The following is a 21,883-nucleotide window of genomic DNA, read 5'->3' on the forward strand; positions in this document are numbered from 1 at the left end:
CTGATCTCATCATGCAGCGTCAGCGCGCCTGACGCCAATCTCCGGGTGATAGCGGTGCCAGTCGGTGGCCTGCTGGAATGCCATGCCGGCACGGCACAGCAGAGCTTCGTCACCATGACGCGCCACCAGCTGGAATGCGATTGGCATGCCGTCCGCCGTGAATCCACATGGCAGCGTGATCGCGGGATGCCCGGTGGAGTTGAACGGCGCCGTGAACTGGATCAGCCGGCTGTTCAGTTCCGGATCTTGCGCCAGCGCACCCAGCTGTTCATGCGTCGGTGCGGCGAAAGGCTGTACCGGGACGACCAGCAGATCGATGTCCTGCATCAGCTTGTTGACCTTGCCACGGAAGGCAGCACGGTTCAGCAAGGCTTGCTGATAGCGCATGCCGTTTGTAGTGCGACCAATCTCGATCAGCCGGGTCAGCGCTGGCCCATATTCCGCCGACAGGCGCGGGAACGTCCCCGCATGCGCCACGGCGACTTCGACGCCGCAGTTGATTTCCCATTCGTCGACCACGGTGCGTTCTGCGGGAAAGCGAACCTCCCGGACCTGCCCGTCAAGCGCCTTGAGCACGTCGATGGCCCGGTCCATGGCCTGGCTGATGACGTCATCCGTCCCATCGCTGTTCCATTGCACATCGACACCGATGCGCAGACCGCGCAGGTCGCTCCCCTCGGCAGGTAAATCGAGGTGCGAGGGTGGCAGCGAAGTCGGATCCAGCGGGTCGTGGCCGGCAATGGTCCCTAGCATCAGCGCGGCATCGGCTGCGCTGCGTGCGATCGGACCCACATGGTCAAGGCTCGCACCGAGCTCGAATACCCCGTGGCGGCTGACCCGGCCCCACGTCGGCTTGATGCCGGTCAGGCCGTTGGCTGCCGCCGGGAAGCGGATCGAGCCGCCGGTGTCCGTGCCGATCGATGCGTAGCAAAGCCCGGCGGCCGTGGCGACACCGGAGCCGCTGGAAGAGGCGCCGGCCCAGTGGTTGGGGTGCCAGGGATTGACCGGCTCCGGTATGCTCGGGTGATGGGTGGCGAAGGCGCCTTCGGTCAGCTGCAGCTTGCCCAGCACGATGGCGCCGGCATCCCGCAGCTTGCGCACGACGGTGGCATCTTCCGTCGGGATAAAGTTCTTGTGAATCGTGGTGCCGGCGGCGGTTGGCGATCCGGCCAGCCAGCAGAGGTCCTTGACCGCCACCGGCACGCCGTGCAGTGCGCCGAGCGGGCCGCCGTGCATCAGCGCCCGTTCGGCGTCGCGTGCCTGTTCCAGCGCCTGTTCAGGCAGGACCAGGGCGTAGCTGTGCAGCGCCGGATCGAGGTCGGAGATTCGTTCAAGGATGGCTTCGGTAACTTCTACAGGCGAGATGTCGCGCGCGCGGATCTTGCGTGCAAGCTCCGCGGCTTCCCAGTAGTGGAGGTCTGCGTTCGGCATAAGCAATGGGTCGGGAAGTTTGTCGGGAGTCCTCAGCGCAAGCCGAGTTCCGCGCGTCTGCGCGTCAGCGTATCGATCACGGCGTACAGGATCTTCCGCGCGCAAGGCAGCAGGTCCGGGACATAGGTGGCACCCATGCCGCCCAGGCCTTCGGCCACGCTTTCGGGCGAACCCTGCGCCGGCCATGGCCAGCCGATGCGTGCGGTTGGAATGCCGAAGCGGCGCAGCGCTGCGCCGTCGGTCTGTCCGCCCAGCAGCTCGGGAATGCCATGCGGGCGCGCTTCGATATGCTCCCATCCGCGCCTGGCCGACTGGACGATCCAGTTGGACGGCGCGGTGGTGCCGCCCGGAACGGAGCCATACATCTCCCAGTCCAGATCGAGTTCCGGGTGCCGTGCGCGCAGTTCCGCGACGAACTGCGCGAACTGGGCCTTGACGTCGGCCGGGCTGGTGCGCGGATTGATGCGGACATCAAAGAAGATTTCTGTGACCGCCGAAGGGAACGCCGGCCGCTCCGGCCAGCCGGCGCGCACGCCGGCGATCCAGCCGTGCGGCTTGACGACGCCGGAGGTATTGCGGTCCGCGTAGTCGACCAGCCACTGCTCCAGTTCTAGGATGACCTGCGCGGCTGGTACCACCGAGCTGCGAAAGCCGGGGGTGCCGCGCGGAACGCCCGCATAGCCCAGCGTGCCGTTCACCCGCAGTTTGAACCAGCCCATGCCCGGCTCTTCGTGATAGACCCAGTTCCACGGCTTCATGATGATGGCGAAGTCCGGCGCCACACCGCGGGACAGCAAGTGTGTGACGCCCCCTGACATGCCGGCATGGTCCCGTTCGGCGATATCGACGGGCATGCCGCCGTCGGCCGTCGCCAGGATCAGGTCGCCAACCAGCGGAACGCCGGCCTCGATCAGCGCCGTCGCGACCTCCGTCAGCGTCGCCACCATGGCCTTCGGGTTGGACGAGCCGAGGCCATAGACCCAGTCTCCCACCGTTCTTGCGGCAGGCTGCAGGTCGACATTGTCGGTGGTGCCTGTCCATGGATGGTCACTGGCATCGCCTTCCAGATGTGTGTCGATCGGTGCGTACAGCATCAGCGCGGCGCCGCCGCCGCTGCCGCGCTTTTCCCCGACGGCATTGCCCGTACGGGCATTCATCGGGCGGTATGCCGAGCTCAGGCCCACGCTGGACATATAGCCGGCCATGAACTGGTTGATGTCGCGCACGGCGCCGGTCGGGCTATGGATGTCCGTCAGGTCGGACAGAAGTTGCTGCAGGCGCCTGGCATCGATCCGGGCGCAGGCCTTTTCGTACCAGTCTTGCTGCTCTGGCGAAAAGGGAAGGGCAATGGTGGGCTCCACGATGGCTGTCTCCCGTGATTCCTGTGGTGATCCGCTAGTTCGACGGTGCGAACTGCTCGGCGTAAATGTTCTCCGGGCGAACCCCGATCTGGGCGAGACGGCGCGTGGCCGCCTCGATCATCGCGGGGGGGCCGCACAGATAGGCGACGGTGTCGGCGTGCATGGCATCGTCTTCCCGAATGGCATCGACCGGGTTGCCGCTCAGCAACTCTCCCGTCGCGCCCCGGTCCACCGAGATTCGCGCCGACAGGCCGGGCAGCCATTGCTCCCGCAGCGCGATGTCATCCAGGCAGAACAGCGTATCGGGCGTAGCGCAGCCAAAGCTGAGCATCACGGGCGGCTTGCGGCCTGACGTGTTGCGGATGGTGTCGATCATGGACAGGATCGGCGCCAGGCCGGTCCCGCCCGCCACCATGATGTGCGGCGCCCGCACCTTCTCCCGCAGGAAGAAGCTGCCATAAGGACCTTCAAGCTCCAGCACGTCGTCGCGCGCGGCGCGATGTTCCAGATAGCCGGACATGACGCCGTCATGCAGCAGCCGGATCAGCAGTTCGATCTTCGGCAGCTCGCCAGCGGTGCTGGCAGGCGAATAGCTGCGCACGATGTCGGTGCCGGGAACGCGGACCTGGATGAACTGGCCCGGCTTGAAGTCGAAGGTCTCGCCTTCGGCCAGCTCCAGCGTGAGGCGCACGACATTGGGCGCCACCTTTTCGACGCTGTCGACAAAGGCGTTGACCTTGACAGCACGCCCGGCGCCGGCATCGCTCTCGTAGTTCAGGTCGAAGGTGCAGTCGGTTTCGGGCTCGGTCAGGCACAGCAGGCGCTCGCCCGCCTCGTATTCGCTGCGCAGCAGCGTCGAGCTGGCGCCGGCGCGCATGCCCGCCTGGCCTTCGGCCAGCCGCGCCGTGCAGCTCGAACAGCTGCCGGAGCGGCACTGGTGGATCAGCGGCACGCCGGCGGCGAGAGCGGCGTCAAGCACGCTCTCGCCGTGCGGCACGGCAACCGATCGGGTGGTTCCGTCGCGAAAACGCAGTGCGACGTTCTTGACAGTAGACATACAGATACCTCGGTTGCCGCCTGGATTACTCGTCTTCTTCGATCTTGGTGACGAAGTACGCCGTGGCCTGCTTGCCTTCCGACGCCTTCTTCAGCCGCATGGCCGACGCCTTGACGGCGCCATCCACGCCACGCCCCGGCTTGGCAATGCCACGGTTCCAGCGCGATGCCAGCTTGCGCCAGGTGATCGGGGAAATATCCGTTGCCATCAGCTGCTCGTTATCCCAGCCGGTGCCATCCGCGTAGAAGTCCTGCATCGCTTCGCGCGCATAGAGGTCGCAATCATTGAAACCGTGCAGGCACAGGGGCTTGTACAGATAGTCGAAGCGGTACTGGTAGTCCTTGCGCTCCTGCTCCGTGTTGCAGACCTTGACCAGGACTTCCCAGTATTCATAGGTGTCGTCGGTGATGGGTACATACCACTCGTACTGGACGACATGCTCTTCCGGCCAGTTCTCCACCATCAGGACGCCCGGCAGGACCACGGAGGTGCGATACGGACGCGCGTTCAGGTTCTCCACCTTGAGGCCGACCTTCTCGTTTTCGAGGATGGGCTTCCACTTGTCGGTGAACAGCCACTGCACCAGCCCCTTGGGGCCGTTGTCGTCTTCGACTACCGCAATGCAGTCGTCGGCGGTCGGCACGATGCCCAGCGGCAGCACCCAGTCCTTGGCATGGATGATGGCGTTGTCCTTGTGGACCAGGATGTGCGCATTGTCGAAGCCGTTCTCGCAGGCGATGCGCCAGTTGGCATAGCCGGTACGGTGCATGCCGTGGGCGACGACGTTTTCATCGAGCAGGCTCGGCGCGGACGGCCACAGCGGGTGCGGGAATTTCTCGCTGTTCTCGGGGAAGCGGAACGGCAGGTCATGCGACAGCGGAGGCACGTCTTCGTCCGGGTAATCGTCCTCGCGCACGAAGACAAAGATCATGCCGGCGACTTCCCGCACCGGGTAGGTGGTGAGGCCGGTGGTGCCGATCAGCTTGTCATCGGGGTTGCCGGCGATGGTCGACAGGTTGCCGCTCTCCAGGTCGAAGGTAAAGCCGTGGTACCAGCAGCTGATGGTGTCCTTGGTAAGGCACATCGGCTTGGCCGAGAGACGGACGCCGCGGTGAACGCACTGGTCCTTCAGGGCAAAGATCTTGCCGTCCACGCGGCGCAGCACGATCGGAATGCCGCAGATCTGGATGCCCTCCACACCGTCCTCCGGGAGTTCCTTGCTGAACAGGGCCGGGTACCAGTGGTTGATAAACCCCCAGGCGGCGTCCTTGTAGGGCTGGTACTGGCTCTGCACCTTGGCGTCGTTGACGCGTGCGCTGCTGATCTCGTTTTTTGTCTCGCTGCTGCGCCGGCGGATGACGGGCTTGTCGCTCATCTTCAGGTTCTCCTCGATATGGGCTTTGTGGGCTGCAACCCTGGTCGTGTGCCAAGGGCGCGATCGAAGATTACCGAAATCTAGAATTGACTGTCAATCGAAGTTCAATCAAACTTCGATTAACAATGGATCTATAAATGATTGATTGTGTAGAGTTAGACGCTCAAAAGCGGTGGATTGGCGCACGCCAAGGGTTAACCCTGATCGAATACGCCAGACACCGCCTTCGAAATCAAGAAACGGGGAGACATCCAATGAGGAGACTGAAGGCGATTGCCGCCTGCAGCGTTGGCCTGGCGGGCGCGGCGCATGCAGAGGGCAGCGTGCAGGCATACGGCATCGTCAATACCGGTGTGATGTATGTGTCCAACCAGGGCGGGAGCAGCAACCTGGTTGCGGATCCGGGAACCCAGGCGCCAACGCTGTTCGGCTTCAGGGGCACGGAAGAGCTTGGCGGCGGCCTGCAGGCCGTGTTCAAACTGCAGGGCCAGTTTTCCATGAAGAACGGCCAGTCCATCGGGAACCTGTTCGGGCACGAAAGCTATGTCGGCTTGCGTGACGACAAGCTCGGGACGCTCACGCTCGGGAATCAGATCGACTTCATGTTCTATTCGCTGGCGCTCGATCACTGGGGCTCGGCGTTTCCGTTCATCAGCTGCATCAGCCTTCGCCAGGGGCCATTCTCGGGGCTGGGCGTGCCCAACACGCCGGGCGGCTCCTTCGACTTTGACCGGGTTGCGGGCCTTGCCATGCCGAACTCGGTCAAATACCAGAGCCCGGACTTCGGCGGCCTGTCGGTCGGTGCGCAATACAGTCTTGGCGGGCAGCCCGGTTCGTTCGGGAACAGCAGTGGCCAGAGTGCCGGCGTGAATTACCACGTCGGCAACCTGCGGCTGAACGGTGCATACACCTACGTCAAATATCCGCAGCTGAATGCCGGCAACGATGGCATCAGGAACTTCGGGTTTGGCGGGTCTTATGCAATTGGGCCCGCAGTAGCGGCGCTGATGTACACGAATACCGAGAACACCGCGACCGGCGCACGGGTTGCGGTCTACGAGGGCGATGTGACCTGGGCTTTTTCCCCCGCCTGGCACCTGAATGCCGCCTACCAGTACATGCGAGGCAATGACACGCTGGACCGGCAGAGCGCCATGCAGGGGACACTGACCCTGCTTTATTCGTTCTCGAAGCGCACCAGCGTCTACGCCGATCTTGTCTATCAGAAAGCATCGGGGGTGGGGAAAGCCTGGATCAGCCTGGCGCCGGGGCCTTCGTCCGGCGCCACGCAGGTGGCGGCCAATATTGGCGTGCTGCATGCGTTCTGACCCGGCATTTTTTGCCTACATCTATTGAGTATCAATCGATGTTCAACTGATTAATTATCGATGTTCGTCAAAAACGATAAACCGGAGACAAGCCAATGAACACCCCGAGCACCCCCACGGACAGCACCATGCAGGCCGCACGCGTGCACGAGCCGGGCGGCCGATTCCGGCTCGACACGATCGCACGCCCCGCACTGCTCAGGACGACTGATGTGCTGATCGACGTAAAGGCGGCGGGCGTAGTCCCGAACCTTCGGAACGTGATGAGCAATTATGGCGAGCGTGCCTACCTGACGGTGCCGGATCTGCCGGCGATCTACGGCCTGGACACGGCCGGGGTCGTGGCGGAAGTGGGCAGCCAGGTGACCGGCATCGCTCCTGGCGACCGTGTCTATGTCAATCCCGGCCGCTCCTGCGGTTCATGCCACGCATGCCGCACCGGCGAGCCGATCAATTGCACGGCCTACACCTTCCAGGGCTACTTTGGCTTCGGGCCGGCTTCAAAGCGGATGTACCAGCAGTACCCGTATGGCGGCTTCAGTGAGCTTGCCACGGCCCCGGCAGACGGGCTGGTGAAGTTGCCCGACGCCATCACCTTCGAGCAGGCAGCACGCTTCGGTTACCTCGGCACGGCGTATTCCGGCCTGCGCAAGGCCGGGGTCAGGGCAGGGCGCACTGTGCTGATCAGCGGCGCCACCGGCACGCTAGGTCTGGGCGCCGTGCAGATCGCACGGGCCATGGGCGCCACCCGGATCCTGTGTGTGGCGCGCAACGTCGACTTGCTGGAGCGCGTGCGCGCGCTGGATCCCCAGCGCATCCGCATTCTTTCCTATGGCACGCAGCCGCTGGCCGACTGGGTTCGCGCCGAGACTGAGGGCGTTGGCGCGGATGCCTTTGTCGATGCGATCGGGCCAGGTGCCTCGCATCAGATCACGCTGGACTGCATTGCGGCACTCAGGCGCGGAGCCCGCATGGTGGAGGTCGGGGCGATGTCGGACCCGATGCCCGTCAACCTGCATCAACTGATGTGCGCGCAGGTCAGCCTGGTCGGGTCGCTCTGGTTCTCGGTGGCCGAAGGCCAGGAGCTCGCCGCCATGGCCGCGGCAGGCACGCTCGACCTCGGCATCTTCGAGCACCAGCGGTATGGGCTGCACCAGGTCAATGAAGCCCTCGCCTCGGCCGAGAAGCGCGCTGGCGGATTTGCCAATGTGGTTGTCGTCCAGTAAGCCGCGGCAACCAGTCAAGAGGAGGTAAGCAATGGTAAGACGCATCGTAACCAGTGAGCGGGAGGGCCGTTCCGTAATTGTCTCGGATGGCCCGGTGGCTACCACGCACGACTATGCCGCCGTCCCCGGCTTCCAGACGACGCTGGCGTGGGCGACACAAGCCGTGCCGTCACTGCCGTACGACGGCAGTGATCCGGCCGTGACGTTCAAGTCCGTGACGCCCGACCCGCACGGGACTCGCCTGATCGTCGTCCAGTTCCCGCCTGACAGCGTGATGGAATCGGAGCAGTTCGATCCCGCAGCGGCCGGCGAGGAATATGCGCGACATCTGCCCGGGCTGGCGGAAGCCTTCGAGCCGGATGGCTCCGGCATGCACAAGACCCAGTCGGTCGACTACGACATCATCGTTTCCGGTGAGCTGTGGCTGGAAGTGGATGGCGGAGAAGTCCGCCACCTCAAGGCCGGAGACATCGTCGTCCAGAACGGTACGCGGCACGCCTGGCGCAACCGCAGCGAGCAGCCCGCCGTCATGGTGGCGGTGCTGATCGGCGCGGACAGATAAGGGCTGAGGTGTCTTGCTTCGCAACCGGTGGCGTCAATGCCACCGGACCGCGAGAGGCTAGCAATGGCGGGGCAAGCCTGCCAAGGAGAGAATGCAATGAAAGACGGATCGGATCAGTGCGCATCGCCTGCCGCGGATGCGTCCATGGATCTCACGTGGACGGATGCCATGTTGCTGGGTCATGGGCCGATCGACGAGACCCATCAGGAGTTCGTTGATGTGGTCAACGCATTGGCGCACTGTACGTCGGACACCGCCGCGGCCTGCCTGCAGGATCTCGAGGCACACGTCCATTCCCATTTCGAGCTCGAAAAGGCGTGGATGGGAAAGACGGATTTTCCTGCTGCCGAGTGCCATATCGACGAGCATGAGCGCGTCATGGATGCCGTGCAAAAAGTCAACGCGAAACTACTGCTCGGCGAGCTGGGCCTGGGGGATGTCAAGCGGCTGGCCACGGCATTGGCTGACTGGTTTCCCGCGCATGCTACCTATATGGATTCCGCGCTGTCAGCCTGGATCAACAAGAAGACCTATGGGGGCGCTCCGGTCATACTTCGCCGTCATATTGGTGCAGACCAGTGTGGCATTGCTGTCGCGCCTCATGTGCCCAACAATCAAGAACAATAACCAAGCGTGACAGGGCACGCGAGACGGAAGTGGACGGAAACAAGGCGATTGCACGCGTTAGATCCAGCAGATTTCACGGGTGCGACCCACCGTGCGCGCCTCGGCAAGAGCACTTCAACGCAGCAAAAGAACTCGGCTTACCCCGCGCCACCTGCGCGTCGAATTGCTCGTAGAAGGGCAACAAAGCCATGAATCAGGAGAAGTCAGCAATGTCCATGCAAGGAAAAGCCGGCCTGGTGACAGGCGCAGGATCTGGGATGGGGCGCGCTGCCGCACTGGCACTGGCGCGCGAAGGCGCAACGGTCGTGCTGGCCGGGCGCGGCGCGGAAAAACTCGAAGTCGTGCGCAGGGAAATTGACGCCGCCGGTGGCCGCGCCGAAGTCAAGACGGCCGATGTATCGCGCCACGCCGATAACGAGGAGCTGGTCGCATTCATCATGGAACGCTTCGGTCGCCTCGACTTCGCCTTCAACAATGCAGGCGGTCATGCCGACTTCAAGCCGATCGACCAGACGCCGGTCGAAGAGTCCGAGTGGGTCATCGACCTCAATTTCAAGGGCGTCTACTACGGCGTGAAATACCAGGTAGAAGCCATGCTCAGGAACGGCGGCGGCAGCATCGTCAATAACGCCTCCATCTTCGGACTGCAGGGGATGGATGGCATTGCCCATTACGTGGCCAGCAAACACGCCGTGATCGGTTTGACGCGTGCGGTCGCCAGGGAGTACGCAAAGCGTAATATCCGCGTCAACGCGGTATGCCCGGGTGCGACCGTGACGCCGAACTACATGCGCTCGACCAACAACGACGTCCACCTGCTCGACGCCGTTATCCCGATGGGTCGCATCGGCCAGCCCAGCGACACCGCCGAAGCCGTCGCCTGGCTGTTGTCCGACAAGGCGAGCTACGTGACGGGAGCCACGCTTTCAGTGGATGGCGGCATGGCGGCATAACACTCCCCGTGGCACAGTTGCATTGCCAGGGGAGGGGGGTCATCAGGCGGCGGCAAGCGCGCGTCAATGTGCCAGGAAGTCGATCACCATCCGGTTGAACGCATCCGCGTGCTCCCATTGCGCCCAGTGGCCGCAGCGATTGAAGATGTGCATCTGCGCATCCTGCATGCCGGCGATCAGCCGCAGGCCCACATCCATCGGCACGAAACGGTCGTCGCGGCCCCAGATCACCAGCGTGGGCGCGGCGATCTCGCCCAGGCGCGGACCGTAGTCGGTGAACTGCTTCGGATTGGCCGCGAGGCTCTTGACGAAGTTCTCCAGGTGCTCACGCCGCGCGAGCATGTTGTCCAGGCGGCCCTGCATCAGTTCGTCAGTCAGCGAGCTGGCGTCGTAGACGAACACATTCATCATCCTTTTCAGGTTTTCGATGGTGGGCTCGCGATACAGGCCGTTTAGCAGCTTGATGCCTTCGGTCGGCATCGGCACGAACGAACTCGGGCCGCCGGTGCCGCCGCCCATCAGCACGAGCTTGCCGACGCGCTGCGGATTCGCCAAAGCGAATGCCACCGCGCTGTGCCCACCCATCGAGTTGCCAATCACATGGACCCGCTCAATGTCCAGTGCGTCAAGCACTGCCTTGAGCACGCGACCGTTCAGCTCCGAGCGAGAGCCGGTGTTGACGACCGGATCGCTCTTGCCCCAGCCCGGGCAATCCACCAGCAGCACGCGATAGCCGGCCGCGACCAGCGGCTCGACGTTGCGGTTAAAGTTGGCCCAGCCCGTCGCACCGGGGCCCGAGCCGTGCAGCATAACCACGGTCTCGGCACCCGATCCCGCATCGTTGTAGTGGATCCGGAATTCGGTGTCGCCGTCCTTCACGATGACGAACCGGCTCGTCGAGGTTTCCGTAATCGCTTGTGCTATTGCATTCATGATGATCTTCCTTCCTGGACTGAATCTGAACTTGGTCTTGAATTGAAAACGCGTGGAGCCGGGATTGGATCGGCGCGCCGTCAGGCGCCTCGCCCGCCAGGCAGCGCAGCGCCTGGCACAGGGCGCGACGCGAATGAACCCACCACCGCTAGGGCGGCAAGCGCCGCCACAACGATCAGCGGAATGCTGGCCGCGACCAGCACTGATGCGCTTTGGCCGAGCGCGAACAGTTGGCCCGCGACGAGCGGCCCGAGAATCGAACCGATCCGGCCAACGGCAACCGCCGCGCCGACTCCGGTGCCGCGGACCTCGGTGGGATATGCCTGGCCCGCCAGCGAGTACAGCACCGACTGCCCGCCGACGAGGAACAGGCCGCAGAAGAACGCCCCCCAAGCCATCGACACGCTGCCGCCCGCACCCGCCAGGGCTGCAAGCGCAACCGCGATCCCCACATACAGGGCAATTACAGTGAGGCGCCGGCCGAAGCGGTCCATCACGTTGGCAATGCCGACCGCGCCGATGCCGCCGCCGATGTTGAACATCATCATCGTGAACCCCGCCTGTACGCGGGAGAGGCCGTTCGACACCACCATCGACGGCAGCCAGTTCATCAGAAAATACAAGACGATCAACGTGCCGAGATAGCTGATCCACAGCGCCAGCGTGGTGCGCGCGCGACCATCGTGCCACAACGCACTGGCAAAGCCGGAGGCGGTATGGCTGGCCGCTGTTTCCCTGGTTTGGACGAACTGCGCCGACTCGCGCAGGCACAGTGCAAGCAGCGGCAGCATCAGCAGCGGGCCGAATCCCCCGACATAGAAGATGTGCCGCCAGCCTTCGTCGCCGGGGCTGGCGATGCCGATCGCCGCCGCAATCGCCGCGCCGAGAGGCATGCCGCAATACATTGCCCCGACAGCCGTGCTGCGCTGCCGCGGCGATGCGGCTTCCGAACACAACGCGATCAGGTTCGGCATCGCGGCGCCCAGGCCTAGCCCGGTCAGCAGGCGGGTGACAAGCAGGCTTTCCAGGTTCCATACCAGAGTCGTCGCCAGCGAAAGCGCGCCGAACAAGGCTACCGACAACATCAGCACGCGCTTGCGGCCCAGGCGGTCGGCGAGCCGGCCGCCCAGCGCCGCACCCGGCAGCAGGCCGATGGCGCCGGCACTGAATGCCCAGCCCATCTGCGCCACCGAGAGCGAGAACTCCTTTGCGATGCGCGGTGCGGCGACGCCTGCCGACTGCAGGTCCAGCCCTTCGAGCAGCGCGATGGCCAGGCACAGGCCGATCGTGGTGATGCCGCCGTTCGCGCCGCTTGTGCTGGCGCTACCTGTTCGAAACGTGTTCATTGGTTGTCTCCGTCATGGCGGATGCGAGCCTCTCTGGGTGGAGGCCTGTTCTTCGGGGTCATTCACGCGGTCGGCGGCGTGGCAACGCGCGCCGCCGACCACCTCATTGTTGCGCCTCGAGCGCGCGGTTCTTCAGGTCCAGCGCGACGTCAACGATCATGTCCTCCTGGCCGCCGACCATGCGGCGCTTGCCCAGTTCGACGAGGATGTCCACGGTCTTCAGGCCGTACTTCTTTGCTGCGACTTCCGAGTGGCGCAGGAAGCTCGAGTACACGCCGGCATAGCCGAGCGCGAGCGTTTCACGATCCACGCGCACCGGGCGGTCCTGCATCGGGCGCACGATGTCGTCGGCCGCGTCCATCAGCGTGTACAAGTCGGTGCCGTGATTCCAGCCCAGGCGTTCGGCCGCGGCGATGAAGACTTCGAGCGGTGCATTGCCCGCCCCGGCACCCATGCCGGCCAGCGACGCATCGATGCGGTCGCAGCCTTCCTCGACGGCGACGATCGAGTTGGCGACGCCGAGCGACAGGTTGTGGTGCGCGTGCATCCCCGTGTGCGTGTCAGGGTTCAGGACATCCTTGAGCGCACGAAAGCGCGCGCGGACGTCGTTCATCGACAGCGCGCCGCCCGAGTCGACCACATAGATGCAGGTCGCGCCGTAGCTTTCCATCTTCTTCGCTTCGACAGCGAGGTTCTCCGGCGTGGTCATGTGGCTCATCATCAGGAAGCCGACCGTGTCCATGCCGAGTTCGCGCGCATACTCGATGTGCTGCTTCGAGATGTCCGCCTCGGTGCAGTGCGTAGCGATGCGGACCACGCGTGCGCCGGCTTCGTAGGCGGCTTTCAGGTGGTGCGTGGTGCCGATGCCGGGCAGCAGCAGGGTGGCGATCTTAGCGTGCTTGACCACGTCGGCCACGGCGGCGATCCATTCCAGATCGCTGTGCGCGCCGAAGCCATAGTTGAAGCTCGAGCCCTGCAGGCCGTCGCCGTGCGCGACTTCGATGCTGTCGACCCTGGCGCGGTCGAGCGCGCGGGCGATGTCCTGCACGTTCTGGATCGAGTACTGATGTCGGACTGCGTGACTGCCGTCGCGCAGCGTCACATCGGAGATATAGAGTTTCTTGGCGGGGGTGCTCATGCGCAGGCTCCTTCAGTGGCCGCTGCGGCAGTCAGCAGCGATTGCGCCATCCGCTCGGCAGTGGCGAGCGCGGCGGAGGTCATGATGTCGAGATTGCCTGCGTAGGCAGGCAGGTAGTGGGCAGCGCCCTCGACTTCGAGGAACACCGAAGTCTTCAGGCCGCTGAAGCGGCCCAGGCCTGGCACGTTCAGCGGCGCGCTGGCGGGGATTTCATCGAACTGCACGGTCTGCTTGAGGCGATAGCCGGGCACATAGGCATGCACGGCGCGGACCGTCTCGGCGATCGAGGCTTCGATCTTTTCCCGGTCGGCCAGTTCGGACAGCGTGTAGACGGTGTCGCGCATCATGACCGGCGGCTCGGCGGGGTTCAGTACGATGATGGCCTTGCCTCTGGCCGCGCCACCGACGACCTCGATGGCCTTGGAGGTGGTCTCGGTGAACTCGTCGATGTTGGCGCGGGTGCCCGGGCCGGCCGACTTGCTGCTGATCGAGGCGACGATCTCCGCGTAGTGGACCTTGGCCACGCGCGACACGGCCGCGACGATGGGAATCGTGGCCTGGCCGCCGCAGGTAACCATGTTCACGTTCGGCGCGTCCAGATGCGCATCGAGGTTGACGACCGGCACGCAGTACGGGCCGATCGCCGCGGGCGTCAGGTCGATCATGCGCAAGCCCGGCTTGAGCTTGCGCAGCAGCGCATCGTTCTTTACGTGTGCGCCGGCGGAGGTGGCGTCGAAGACGAAGTCGATGTCATCGAACACCGGCAGGCGTGTCAGCCCTTCGGCACCCTCGTGCGTGGTCGCGACGCCCAGGCGGGCGGCGCGCGCCAGTCCGTCGGACGCCGGGTCGATGCCGACCATTGCCGCCATCTCCAGATGCTTGCTGTTGCGCAGGATCTTGATCATCAGGTCCGTGCCGATGTTGCCGGAGCCGATGATCGCTGCCTTGAGTTTTTTGGAAGCCATAGGGTTGCCCTCGTTATTCGGTGAACGTCGCGCGGACGCTGCCGAGTCCTTCGATTTCTGTAGTGAATGTGCCCGGCCGGGTGACGGCCACCATCGGGCCGAGCGCGCCGGTCAGCACGACATCGCCGGCACGCAGTGGCGTGCCCAGCTGCGACATCCGGTCCGCCAGCCAGACCGCCGCGTTCAGCGGATTGCCCAGGCAGGCCGCACCGCTGCCCTGCGACAGCACTTCACCGTCGCGTGAGAGCGTCATCGCGCAGGCCGTGAGGTCAATGGCGGACAGTGGCACCGGGCGGCTGCCGAGCACGAACAGCGCGCTCGAGGCGTTGTCGGCCACGGTGTCGACAAAGCGGATGTCCCAGTTCTGGATGCGGCTGTCCACCACTTCGATGGCGGCCAGTGCGTAGGCGGTTGCGCCCAGGATGTCGGCGAACGTGTGCTTCGCATGGGTCAGGTCGCGCTCGAGGACGAGGGCGATCTCCGCTTCGACCTTCGGTTGGATCAGGCGCGACAGCGGCATTGGCTGGCTGTCGCCATAGGCCATGCTGGCGAACAGGGCGCCGAAATCCGGCTGGTCGACGCCAAGCTGCTTCTGCACGGCCAGCGACGTTAGGCCGATCTTGCGGCCGACGATGCGCTCGCCGGCTGCCACGCGCGCGTCGACGTTGATCTGCTGGATCGCGTAGGCTGTGGCAATGTCGTCGGCGGTGATCTCGCCGCGGACCGGGGCGATGGTCTGGCGCGAAGCCTCGGCTTCGCGCAGCCGTGCGGCGATTGTCTGGTTCTTGTCGGACATGGAGGCTGCTCCTTGGTTGGGTCAGGCGGCCGCGGCCAGTTCGGCGCACGGCACGGCATGCATGGTGGCGAAGCCCGCGATCCATTCGGGAATCGCGCGGTAGAAGTCGACCGATGCCCGGTAAGGGCCGTACGCCGCCAGCGTGCCGAAGGCGGCGACCCAGGCGCGGATCTCGTGCGCGGACTTGCCGCCGTCGCGGGTGATGGCCTCGTTGCTCATGTTGTCGAGGGCACTCAGCTCGCCCGAGGCGAGACGGGCCAGGAAGGCGCGGTCCCATTCCGGATTGAGCGGATGCATGTGGCTGTTGCCCGCCGTAAAGGCCTGCGCAGCGGCCACAGTGCGTGCCTGGCGTGCCGCGCGCGATTCCGGCGGCGGGTTGCGTCCGGCGATCAGGCGCTCGGCCACCTCCGCACTGGCGCCGGCCAGCTCAGGCACCGGCGGCTCGTGCGAGATGCCGCCGGAGCCCACCACCAGCACGCGCTTGTCGGTCTTTGCCAGGAAACGGCCGATTGCGTCGCCCAGCAGGCGCGCGCGGCGCAGCGAGGCCATCGGCGGCGCGACCGAGTTGATGAAGACCGGAATCACGGGGTAGCGGTCGAGCCCGCCGGTCAGCGCTTCCAGCGCATCGGCAAAGCCGTGGTCGACCTGCATCCGGTACGACAGCGATACGTCGACTTCGGTGGCGAGCACGCTTTCGGCGAGCGCCAGCGCGAGGTCGTCCGGCACGGGGAGGGTGCCGGCCATGCTGCGGAAGTCGCCAATGGCCTGCGCGGCCGCGCCGATGCAGAACGGCGGCATCATGTCGTAGAAGAAGCCATTGAAGTGGTCGGGCGCGAAGAGGACGATCAGTTCGGGGTCAAACGCCCGCACGCGCTCGCGCGCCGCGGCCCGCACGCGCCCGACCTCGGCCACGACTTCAGGCGCAGGGTCGAAGTAGCCATGCAATGGCGTGTGCGAAAGGCATTCGAGATGAATCGGCATGCTTATGCTCCTGCTGCTTGTGCTTGGATGACTGAAATGGGTTCGGGCAACGGGCGCGACGATGGTGACGCCACCGGGGCGCCCGCACGCGGCGGCGCATCGGTCATGCCGAGCTTGCCGGCGAGTTCGACGATCGCCTCCGATACCTGCTGCGGCGAGCACACGCCCGCGACAAAGCGATCGGGGCGCAGCAACACCACCGACTGTGGCACGCGGCTGAACCAGTCTTTGAGCCGGCCCGACGCATCGCCGATTGCGATCACGCCCTCGGGCACGTCGTCGGCATGGCAAAGCTGCACATCCGGCTTGGCCACCACGAAGCGCACGCCGGCCTGCTCGCACAAGGCGCGCGCTTGCGGCGTGAGGCCGAAGGTCGGGTCTGCGCCCCAGGCGAGGACGGCGAAGCCGCTGCCGATCGCGTCATCGAGCCGCACCAGGCGGGCGTCCGTGGTGCGCACGCGCGGCTGGATGAACATGCGCCCGACCGGCGAGCCCGCCAGCGGATCACGTCCGTAGGCCAGGCGGCCGAGGAAGGACTCGCGCTTTTCACTCATGAGGCCAAGCATCCGCCCCGGCGCGGAATTGCCAGAGCGTTCGAGCACGCGGGCGAGCCAGCCGCCGGTCTTGCGCGCCGGCGGTAGCAGCACGGCGCCCTCCTCGTAGCGCGGCATCGGCTTGAAGCGCATCTCGACGAAATAGCGCTTGACCGGCGGGAGCACCTCGAACGTGCGCACGAACAGATCGCGAAAGCGCGCGCCAAAGCGCGTGGTCGGGGCGAAGATGTCGCCCGCGACTTCGGACAGGTGGATCATCGCGCGCGCATGGGCGCGGCGCTCCACCGTGTAGGTATCGAGCAGGCGCTGGTGCGCCAGGCCCTTCGCGACCATCGCGAGCTTCCAGCCGAGGTTGTTGGCGTCGCGGATGCCGCTGTTATAGCCCTGGCCTTGCCAAACAGGCATGATGTGCGCGGCATCGCCCGCCAGCAGGATGCGGTCGACGCCAAAGGTCGAGGCCAGCCGTGCGTTGTGCGTGTAGACGCGCTTGCGGATGTAGTCGACCTTCTCCGGATCGGCCACCACCTTGCGGATCAGCGCTGCCATGTTCTCCGGCTTCGACAGTTCCTCTTCCGTCTCGCCCGGCATCACCATGAACTCGAAGCGGCGGATGCCGTGCGGGAGGGCTGCCGAGACATAAGGCCGCTCGTGGTCGCAATGCATGTAGACATGCGGCGAGCCGACCGGGTCATTGCGCACGTCCACCACGATCCACTGGTTGGGCTTGGTGCGGCCTTCGAACGGCACGTTCAGCGTGCGCCGCACGAAGCTGTTGCCGCCGTCGGCGCCGACCATGTAGGCGGCGCGGATCGTACGGCATTCGCCATCGGCGTTGCAGACGCTGATGCTCACGCCGTCGGAATCCTGTGTGAACGCCTCGACGGCATGGCCGAACAGGACCTGGGCATGCTCAAAGCGGCTCAGCCCTTCGAACAGCACGCGGTCGGCGAGCGGCTGGATGAACGCGTTGCGGCGCGGCCAGCCGAATTCATCGGTGCGAGGCTCGATCGAGGCGAAGCAATGGCCGTCTTTCGTGACGAAGCGCATCCAGTGATCGGGCGTGGTGTGCGGGAGCAGCGCGTCGGCAAGCCCAACCGCCTGGAACACGCGCAGCGCTTCGTCGTCGAGGCCGATCGCGCGTGGGTAGTCGATAATCTGTTCGAGCTTTTCGACCAGCGTGACGTGCACGCCCTGGAGGCCGAGGATATTGGCGATCATCAGCCCGACCGGGCCGGCACCGATGATGGCGACGTCCGTGGAGAGGGTTGGTTGATGGCCGGCTTGAGCCGACTGCTGGGCCATGGTGTTCATATGTCTCCTCCTGGCAAGGCGCGAGCGCGTCCCCGCGCCAAGCGCGTATTGTCTGTGCCGCGATGGATGGATGGGTGGGGCAGCGGCGTGGCTGCCCGCAAGTCAGACGCCGGGGTGTCGTGGCAGGCGCACGGACCGGGTGGGGGACTCGTGGCGGCTGGCGAGGGCGGGGCTCGGCCGAAGCAGGCGGCAGGCTCGGTGGATCATGGGGCGTCTCCGTTGACTCTGGGATTTTGGATGGAGTCTAGGCATCGGCCGGAAAGCGCTCAACAATTTCTGAAAAATGTGCAAAGATTGCACATCATTGATTTATAAGAGATTTTCTATGAGCAAGTACGCGAACGTACGGGGCCTTGCGCGTGGCCTGCAGGTGCTGCGCGCGCTCAATGCCATGGAAAACGGCCGCGCCACCAGCCAGCAGCTGAGCGAGGCGACGGGCCTGCACCGGACCACCGTCCGGCGCCTGCTGGAGACGCTGGTTGAGGAGAAGTTTGTGCGCCGAAGCGCCTCCGATGACAGCTTCCGGCTGACGCTCGACGTGCGTTCGCTCAGCGAGGGATTCACCGACGACGAGCGAATCGCGACGGTCGCGCCGCCGATCATGGTGCAGCTGATGCAGCGCGTGGTATGGCCTTCGGACCTGACGACGCCGGATGGCGACGCCATGATCATCCGCGAGACCACGCACCGGTTCAGCCCGCTGTCGTTTCACCGCTCGATGGTGGGTCGGCGCCTGCCCATGCTGCTCACTGCCGCCGGCCGCGTGTATTTCTCGATGTGCCCCGAGGCCGAGCGCGAGGACATTCTCGAAGTGCTGCGCTCGGGCGCGGGCGGCGAGCAGCAGCTCAAGCTCGCGCTCGATGATGCCTATATCCGCAACCTGGTGCGCCAGACGCGTGCCGACGGCTTCGGCTCCAATCACGGCGACTGGGCCGACCAGCGCAAGATCGGCGCGCTCGCCGTGGCGATCGAAACGGGCGGGCGCATACTCGCGAGCCTCAACGTGATCTATCTCGAGCAGGCAATCAGCCCGGCCGAGGCTACGCGACGCTTCGTGCCAGAACTGCAGCGCGCCGCGCAGGAGATGGTGAGCGCGCTGGAAAGACAGGAGCCCTGAGCACGCCGGCTCACGCCGTCGAACATCCCGGAGCGTGGCAAATAATTGCTCTGGGCTGCTGCCGATCCGCTAGACGCCGACCTAAGCATTTTTGCATCTTCTTGAACGTTTAGCCTTCAATGCCGGATGCCGTCAATTGAGCGGTTTCGCATCGCTGCCGGAGACGGGCTACGCGTGCCCCGCTGGCGGCTCTGCGCGGCTTGCAACGTCAGTGCGGGTTGTGCGGAAACCGAGGCTGCGGGTGCGGCAGCGCTGATACCGGCATCACACGGCTGGGCATGCGAAGCGCACGGCAGGAGCGTCAGGAGAAACGCTGCTGCCGTTGCCGCGCGTCGCCCGCGTGGGCACGGAAGTGCGACCATGTCGGAACTCGTTAAGCGACAGGAATGGGCCGCCGACGTGGGCAAGCCGCGTCAGCAGATAGGCTTGGACGGCGCGGAAGGAAGCGCCTGGCGGGGGTCAGAGCCGGGGCGGCTTAAAGGGAAGACCAGGAGGCTGGTCGGTCAGGGCGTCTGCCGCGGCATGCGACGGCGGTGTTCCAGTGCGCTCCACAATCACCAGTGGCGAATGTTGATGCAGCGTTGCAGGCAGTTGGGCGAAGGCATGCAGTGCGCCATGTGGAATGCCGGAATCGTCGTCGTGATCGGGCACGGCAAATTCGGCGGCAAGTTGCTCACCGACGTCGGCCTTGCCATCCAGCCCGGCAGCGCCGTGCGCGTGCTCCAGCGCGTGTTCCATTTCATGGTGGAGCCATGCCGGCGCCGCAGCCAAGGTCGCGCCGCAGTTCAGAACGAACAGCAGCGTGACCAGACGGACGACGAAGCGCGAGACAAGGCGTTGCACGAACCAGCCAGCGTGCTGCGGGGAGGCCGCTGCACTCGCAATTTGAGTAATAGGCCCGTATTCCCCGCAAACGCGCGACAATATGCAACCATTCCCCCATGGCATTGCTGACATGTCCGTTCGTTCCGCCGCCCCGGCGCTCGCTGCCGCACTCCTGTTCGGCGCTAGCACGCCGCTGGCCAAGACCCTGACGGGCACAGTCTCGCCGCTGTTGCTGGCGGGACTGTTGTACTTGGGTAGCGGCCTGGGCCTTGGCGGATTCCTGCTACTAAGGAAGCTCACCCGGAAGGCCGACAGCCAGACCCCGCCGCAACCGCCGATTCCGCGTCACGAAATTCCGTGGCTTTTGGGAGCGATCCTGGCTGGTGGAGTGGCCGGCCCGGCACTTCTGATGAGGGGGCTTGCTGTGACCAGCGCGGCATCCGCCTCGCTCCTATTGAATGTGGAGGGCGTCTTCACAGCGCTCATCGCCTGGATCGTGTTCAAGGAGAACGCCGATCGGCAGATTGTGCTTGGCATGATTGCCATCGTTGCCGGGGGCATGCTTCTTTCCTGGCAGCCGGGTGCTGCCACCTTGTCTCCAGGCGCACTGCTCATTATTGCCGCCTGCGGATGCTGGGCGGTCGACAACAATCTCACCCGCAAGGTGTCATCGAATGATGCTGTCCTGATCGCCTGTCTGAAGGGCTTGGTCGCAGGCGCGTGCAATACGGGATTCGCACTGGTCGCAGGCAGCACGCTCCCTGGAGCGATACCTTTAGCTTCGGCGATGGTGATCGGCTTTGCCGGCTATGGTGTGAGCCTGGCGCTGTTTGTGATCGCCCTTCGTCATCTTGGTACGGCCAGGACAGGTGCTTATTTCTCAGTGGCCCCCATGTTCGGTGTGGTGATCTCCTTTCTCTTATGGCCGGAGATACCGAATTTCCTGTTCTGGCTCGCCGCAGCGCTGATGGCATTGGGTGTGTGGCTGCATCTTCGCGAACGGCACGAGCACGAACACACCCATGAGGCGATGGAACACACGCATGCGCATCGTCACGATGAACACCATCAGCACGAGCATGATTTCCCGTGGAATGGGAAGGAGCCACATGTGCACACCCACTGGCATGCCCCCCTCGTCCACAAGCATCCCCACTTCCCTGATATTCATCACAGGCATTCGCACTGACATAGCCGAGACTCGGCCAATATGGAATACAACACGGAGGGATAGTGTTCGCGTCTATTCCTTGCACCAATTGGTCTCTATTCCTGCACTGCCAGTGCGGGATGGGGTGGGGTAGGCCCAACACTCGCCGCCGCCATAGATGCAGGTGGCCAAGCGGCGTCACCCGGCGCGGCGGGCTGGTCGTTGCCAAGGTCACGGCATGCCAGCCGCTCATAACATGGCAGGGTATTCGGTCCCGGATCGGACTGTCAGGGTTTTGGTTCGCGTCACGATCTATAGTCACGCGCGACACGTCGTGGCTGGAGTCCGGGTAGTCTTACCATTTACGTAACTGCAGTCTCACAAAGAACGTCCCAGTCTCACGAATTCCGTTTCCCGGCACTATTGCATCGCGCACTTGCTTGCGACGTTGCCAATTGAACAGCTCTCGTTTCCACTGGTCCTTAGCCATTCCGACAAGCCGGATTTCCTGCTGTCCATGCTTGGTGGTGATGTCAGGACCGAGCACACGGAAGCCGTACCGGGGAACGTCGTCCCGGGCCGATTTTCTTCGGGAAAAAGGCCTGGGGCCGGATGTCTACTTCACCCCTCGTGCCATGCCTTGGGAATCCAGGAAAACGGCCGCTGAACTCCGTCGCGAGATCGAGGCCGATGCGCCTGGTTCTGGCTGGGACGGTGATTTGCCAGTGCGCGAATGGGCCGCCGCGATAGCGCACTACTTGACATCCTCTCCGTCCTCAGCCTTCGGCTGCCGCCTTACGGCGGAAAGGACGAGGATTCCTACGGCGCTACGTGATGCTCTACGTAG

The 21,883-nt window shown here is 64.6% G+C and carries 19 protein-coding genes; 7 read left to right on the forward strand and 12 right to left on the reverse strand.

Going from position 1 to position 21,883, the window contains the following annotated elements; genetic code table 11:
* Positions 1-9: 9 nt before the first annotated feature.
* Genes AC3WL8_RS27360 through AC3WL8_RS27375 form a run of 4 tightly spaced genes read right to left on the reverse strand, consistent with a single transcriptional unit; the run spans position 10 to position 5,224 of the window.
* Positions 10-1,431 (reverse strand): amidase, encoded by a 1,422-nt coding sequence (locus tag AC3WL8_RS27360; RefSeq protein ID WP_492379213.1) that lies wholly within the window; start codon positions 1,429-1,431, stop codon positions 10-12.
* Between the two features lie 32 nt (positions 1,432-1,463).
* The gene (locus AC3WL8_RS27365) at positions 1,464-2,792 is read right to left on the reverse strand and encodes a M20 family metallopeptidase (protein ID WP_492379214.1); all 1,329 of its coding nucleotides are present in this window, start codon (positions 2,790-2,792) and stop codon (positions 1,464-1,466) included.
* Positions 2,793-2,826: 34 nt separating this feature from the next.
* On the reverse strand, positions 2,827-3,849 hold the full coding sequence (locus AC3WL8_RS27370) for an FAD-binding oxidoreductase (RefSeq protein ID WP_492379215.1): 1,023 nt from the start codon (positions 3,847-3,849) through the stop codon (positions 2,827-2,829).
* Between the two features lie 25 nt (positions 3,850-3,874).
* Positions 3,875-5,224 (reverse strand): aromatic ring-hydroxylating dioxygenase subunit alpha, encoded by a 1,350-nt coding sequence (locus tag AC3WL8_RS27375; protein WP_492379216.1) that lies wholly within the window; start codon positions 5,222-5,224, stop codon positions 3,875-3,877.
* 137 nt (positions 5,225-5,361) lie between these two features.
* Between AC3WL8_RS27375 and AC3WL8_RS27380 the strand changes: the two genes are divergently transcribed.
* The 5 genes from AC3WL8_RS27380 (at position 5,362) to AC3WL8_RS27400 (ending at position 9,920) form a co-directional block, all read left to right on the forward strand.
* Positions 5,362-6,552: a porin gene (locus tag AC3WL8_RS27380; protein ID WP_492379217.1), complete on the forward strand. Its 1,191-nt coding sequence runs from the start codon at positions 5,362-5,364 to the stop codon at positions 6,550-6,552.
* A gap of 95 nt (positions 6,553-6,647) precedes the next feature.
* Positions 6,648-7,778 carry an alcohol dehydrogenase catalytic domain-containing protein gene (locus AC3WL8_RS27385; RefSeq protein WP_492379218.1) on the forward strand — a complete coding sequence of 377 codons (1,131 nt, stop codon included), beginning with the start codon at positions 6,648-6,650 and terminating at the stop codon, positions 7,776-7,778.
* Between the two features lie 31 nt (positions 7,779-7,809).
* Positions 7,810-8,340 (forward strand): cupin domain-containing protein, encoded by a 531-nt coding sequence (locus AC3WL8_RS27390; protein ID WP_492379219.1) that lies wholly within the window; start codon positions 7,810-7,812, stop codon positions 8,338-8,340.
* 96 nt (positions 8,341-8,436) lie between these two features.
* Positions 8,437-8,967 (forward strand): bacteriohemerythrin, encoded by a 531-nt coding sequence (locus tag AC3WL8_RS27395; protein WP_492379220.1) that lies wholly within the window; start codon positions 8,437-8,439, stop codon positions 8,965-8,967.
* Between the two features lie 209 nt (positions 8,968-9,176).
* Entirely contained in the window at positions 9,177-9,920 is a 744-nt protein-coding gene (locus tag AC3WL8_RS27400) for an SDR family NAD(P)-dependent oxidoreductase (protein ID WP_492379221.1), read from the forward strand.
* Between the two features lie 63 nt (positions 9,921-9,983).
* Here the strand turns inward: AC3WL8_RS27400 and AC3WL8_RS27405 are convergent, their stop codons facing one another.
* The 7 genes from AC3WL8_RS27405 to AC3WL8_RS27435 all read right to left on the reverse strand — a co-directional run bounded on the left by AC3WL8_RS27405 (position 9,984) and on the right by AC3WL8_RS27435 (position 17,944).
* On the reverse strand, positions 9,984-10,853 hold the full coding sequence (locus AC3WL8_RS27405; RefSeq protein ID WP_492379222.1) for an alpha/beta fold hydrolase: 870 nt from the start codon (positions 10,851-10,853) through the stop codon (positions 9,984-9,986).
* 80 nt (positions 10,854-10,933) lie between these two features.
* A complete protein-coding gene (gene mhpT / locus AC3WL8_RS27410; protein WP_492379223.1) occupies positions 10,934-12,199 on the reverse strand; it encodes a 3-(3-hydroxy-phenyl)propionate transporter MhpT in 1,266 nt (421 codons plus the stop codon).
* A gap of 103 nt (positions 12,200-12,302) precedes the next feature.
* Positions 12,303-13,337, reverse strand: a complete 1,035-nt coding sequence (gene dmpG / locus AC3WL8_RS27415; RefSeq protein WP_492379224.1) for a 4-hydroxy-2-oxovalerate aldolase — start codon at positions 13,335-13,337, stop codon at positions 12,303-12,305.
* A complete protein-coding gene (locus AC3WL8_RS27420) occupies positions 13,334-14,302 on the reverse strand; it encodes an acetaldehyde dehydrogenase (acetylating) (RefSeq protein WP_454754417.1) in 969 nt (322 codons plus the stop codon). The genes dmpG and AC3WL8_RS27420 overlap by 4 nt, the downstream gene beginning before the upstream one ends.
* Before the next feature lie 13 nt (positions 14,303-14,315).
* Complete coding sequence (gene mhpD, locus AC3WL8_RS27425) at positions 14,316-15,098, reverse strand: 2-keto-4-pentenoate hydratase (RefSeq protein ID WP_492379225.1); 783 nt, start codon at positions 15,096-15,098, stop codon at positions 14,316-14,318.
* Positions 15,099-15,119: 21 nt separating this feature from the next.
* Positions 15,120-16,079 (reverse strand): 3-carboxyethylcatechol 2,3-dioxygenase, encoded by a 960-nt coding sequence (locus AC3WL8_RS27430; RefSeq protein WP_492379226.1) that lies wholly within the window; start codon positions 16,077-16,079, stop codon positions 15,120-15,122.
* A 2-nt stretch (positions 16,080-16,081) separates the two neighbouring features.
* Positions 16,082-17,944, reverse strand: a complete 1,863-nt coding sequence (locus AC3WL8_RS27435) for a bifunctional 3-(3-hydroxy-phenyl)propionate/3-hydroxycinnamic acid hydroxylase (RefSeq protein WP_492379227.1) — start codon at positions 17,942-17,944, stop codon at positions 16,082-16,084.
* 325 nt (positions 17,945-18,269) lie between these two features.
* Here AC3WL8_RS27435 and AC3WL8_RS27440 point away from each other — a divergent pair, with 325 nt between their 5' ends.
* On the forward strand, positions 18,270-19,061 hold the full coding sequence (locus tag AC3WL8_RS27440; protein WP_492379228.1) for a DNA-binding transcriptional regulator: 792 nt from the start codon (positions 18,270-18,272) through the stop codon (positions 19,059-19,061).
* 459 nt (positions 19,062-19,520) lie between these two features.
* Here AC3WL8_RS27440 and AC3WL8_RS27445 read toward each other — a convergent pair whose 3' ends face one another.
* Positions 19,521-19,904 carry a hypothetical protein gene (locus AC3WL8_RS27445; protein ID WP_492379229.1) on the reverse strand — a complete coding sequence of 128 codons (384 nt, stop codon included), beginning with the start codon at positions 19,902-19,904 and terminating at the stop codon, positions 19,521-19,523.
* Positions 19,905-20,016: 112 nt separating this feature from the next.
* Between AC3WL8_RS27445 and AC3WL8_RS27450 the strand changes: the two genes are divergently transcribed.
* Entirely contained in the window at positions 20,017-21,075 is a 1,059-nt protein-coding gene (locus AC3WL8_RS27450) for a DMT family transporter (RefSeq protein WP_492379230.1), read from the forward strand.
* Positions 21,076-21,883: the final 808 nt, after the last annotated feature.

The sequence above is a fragment of the Cupriavidus sp. FW305-F7 genome (assembly GCF_058782875.1).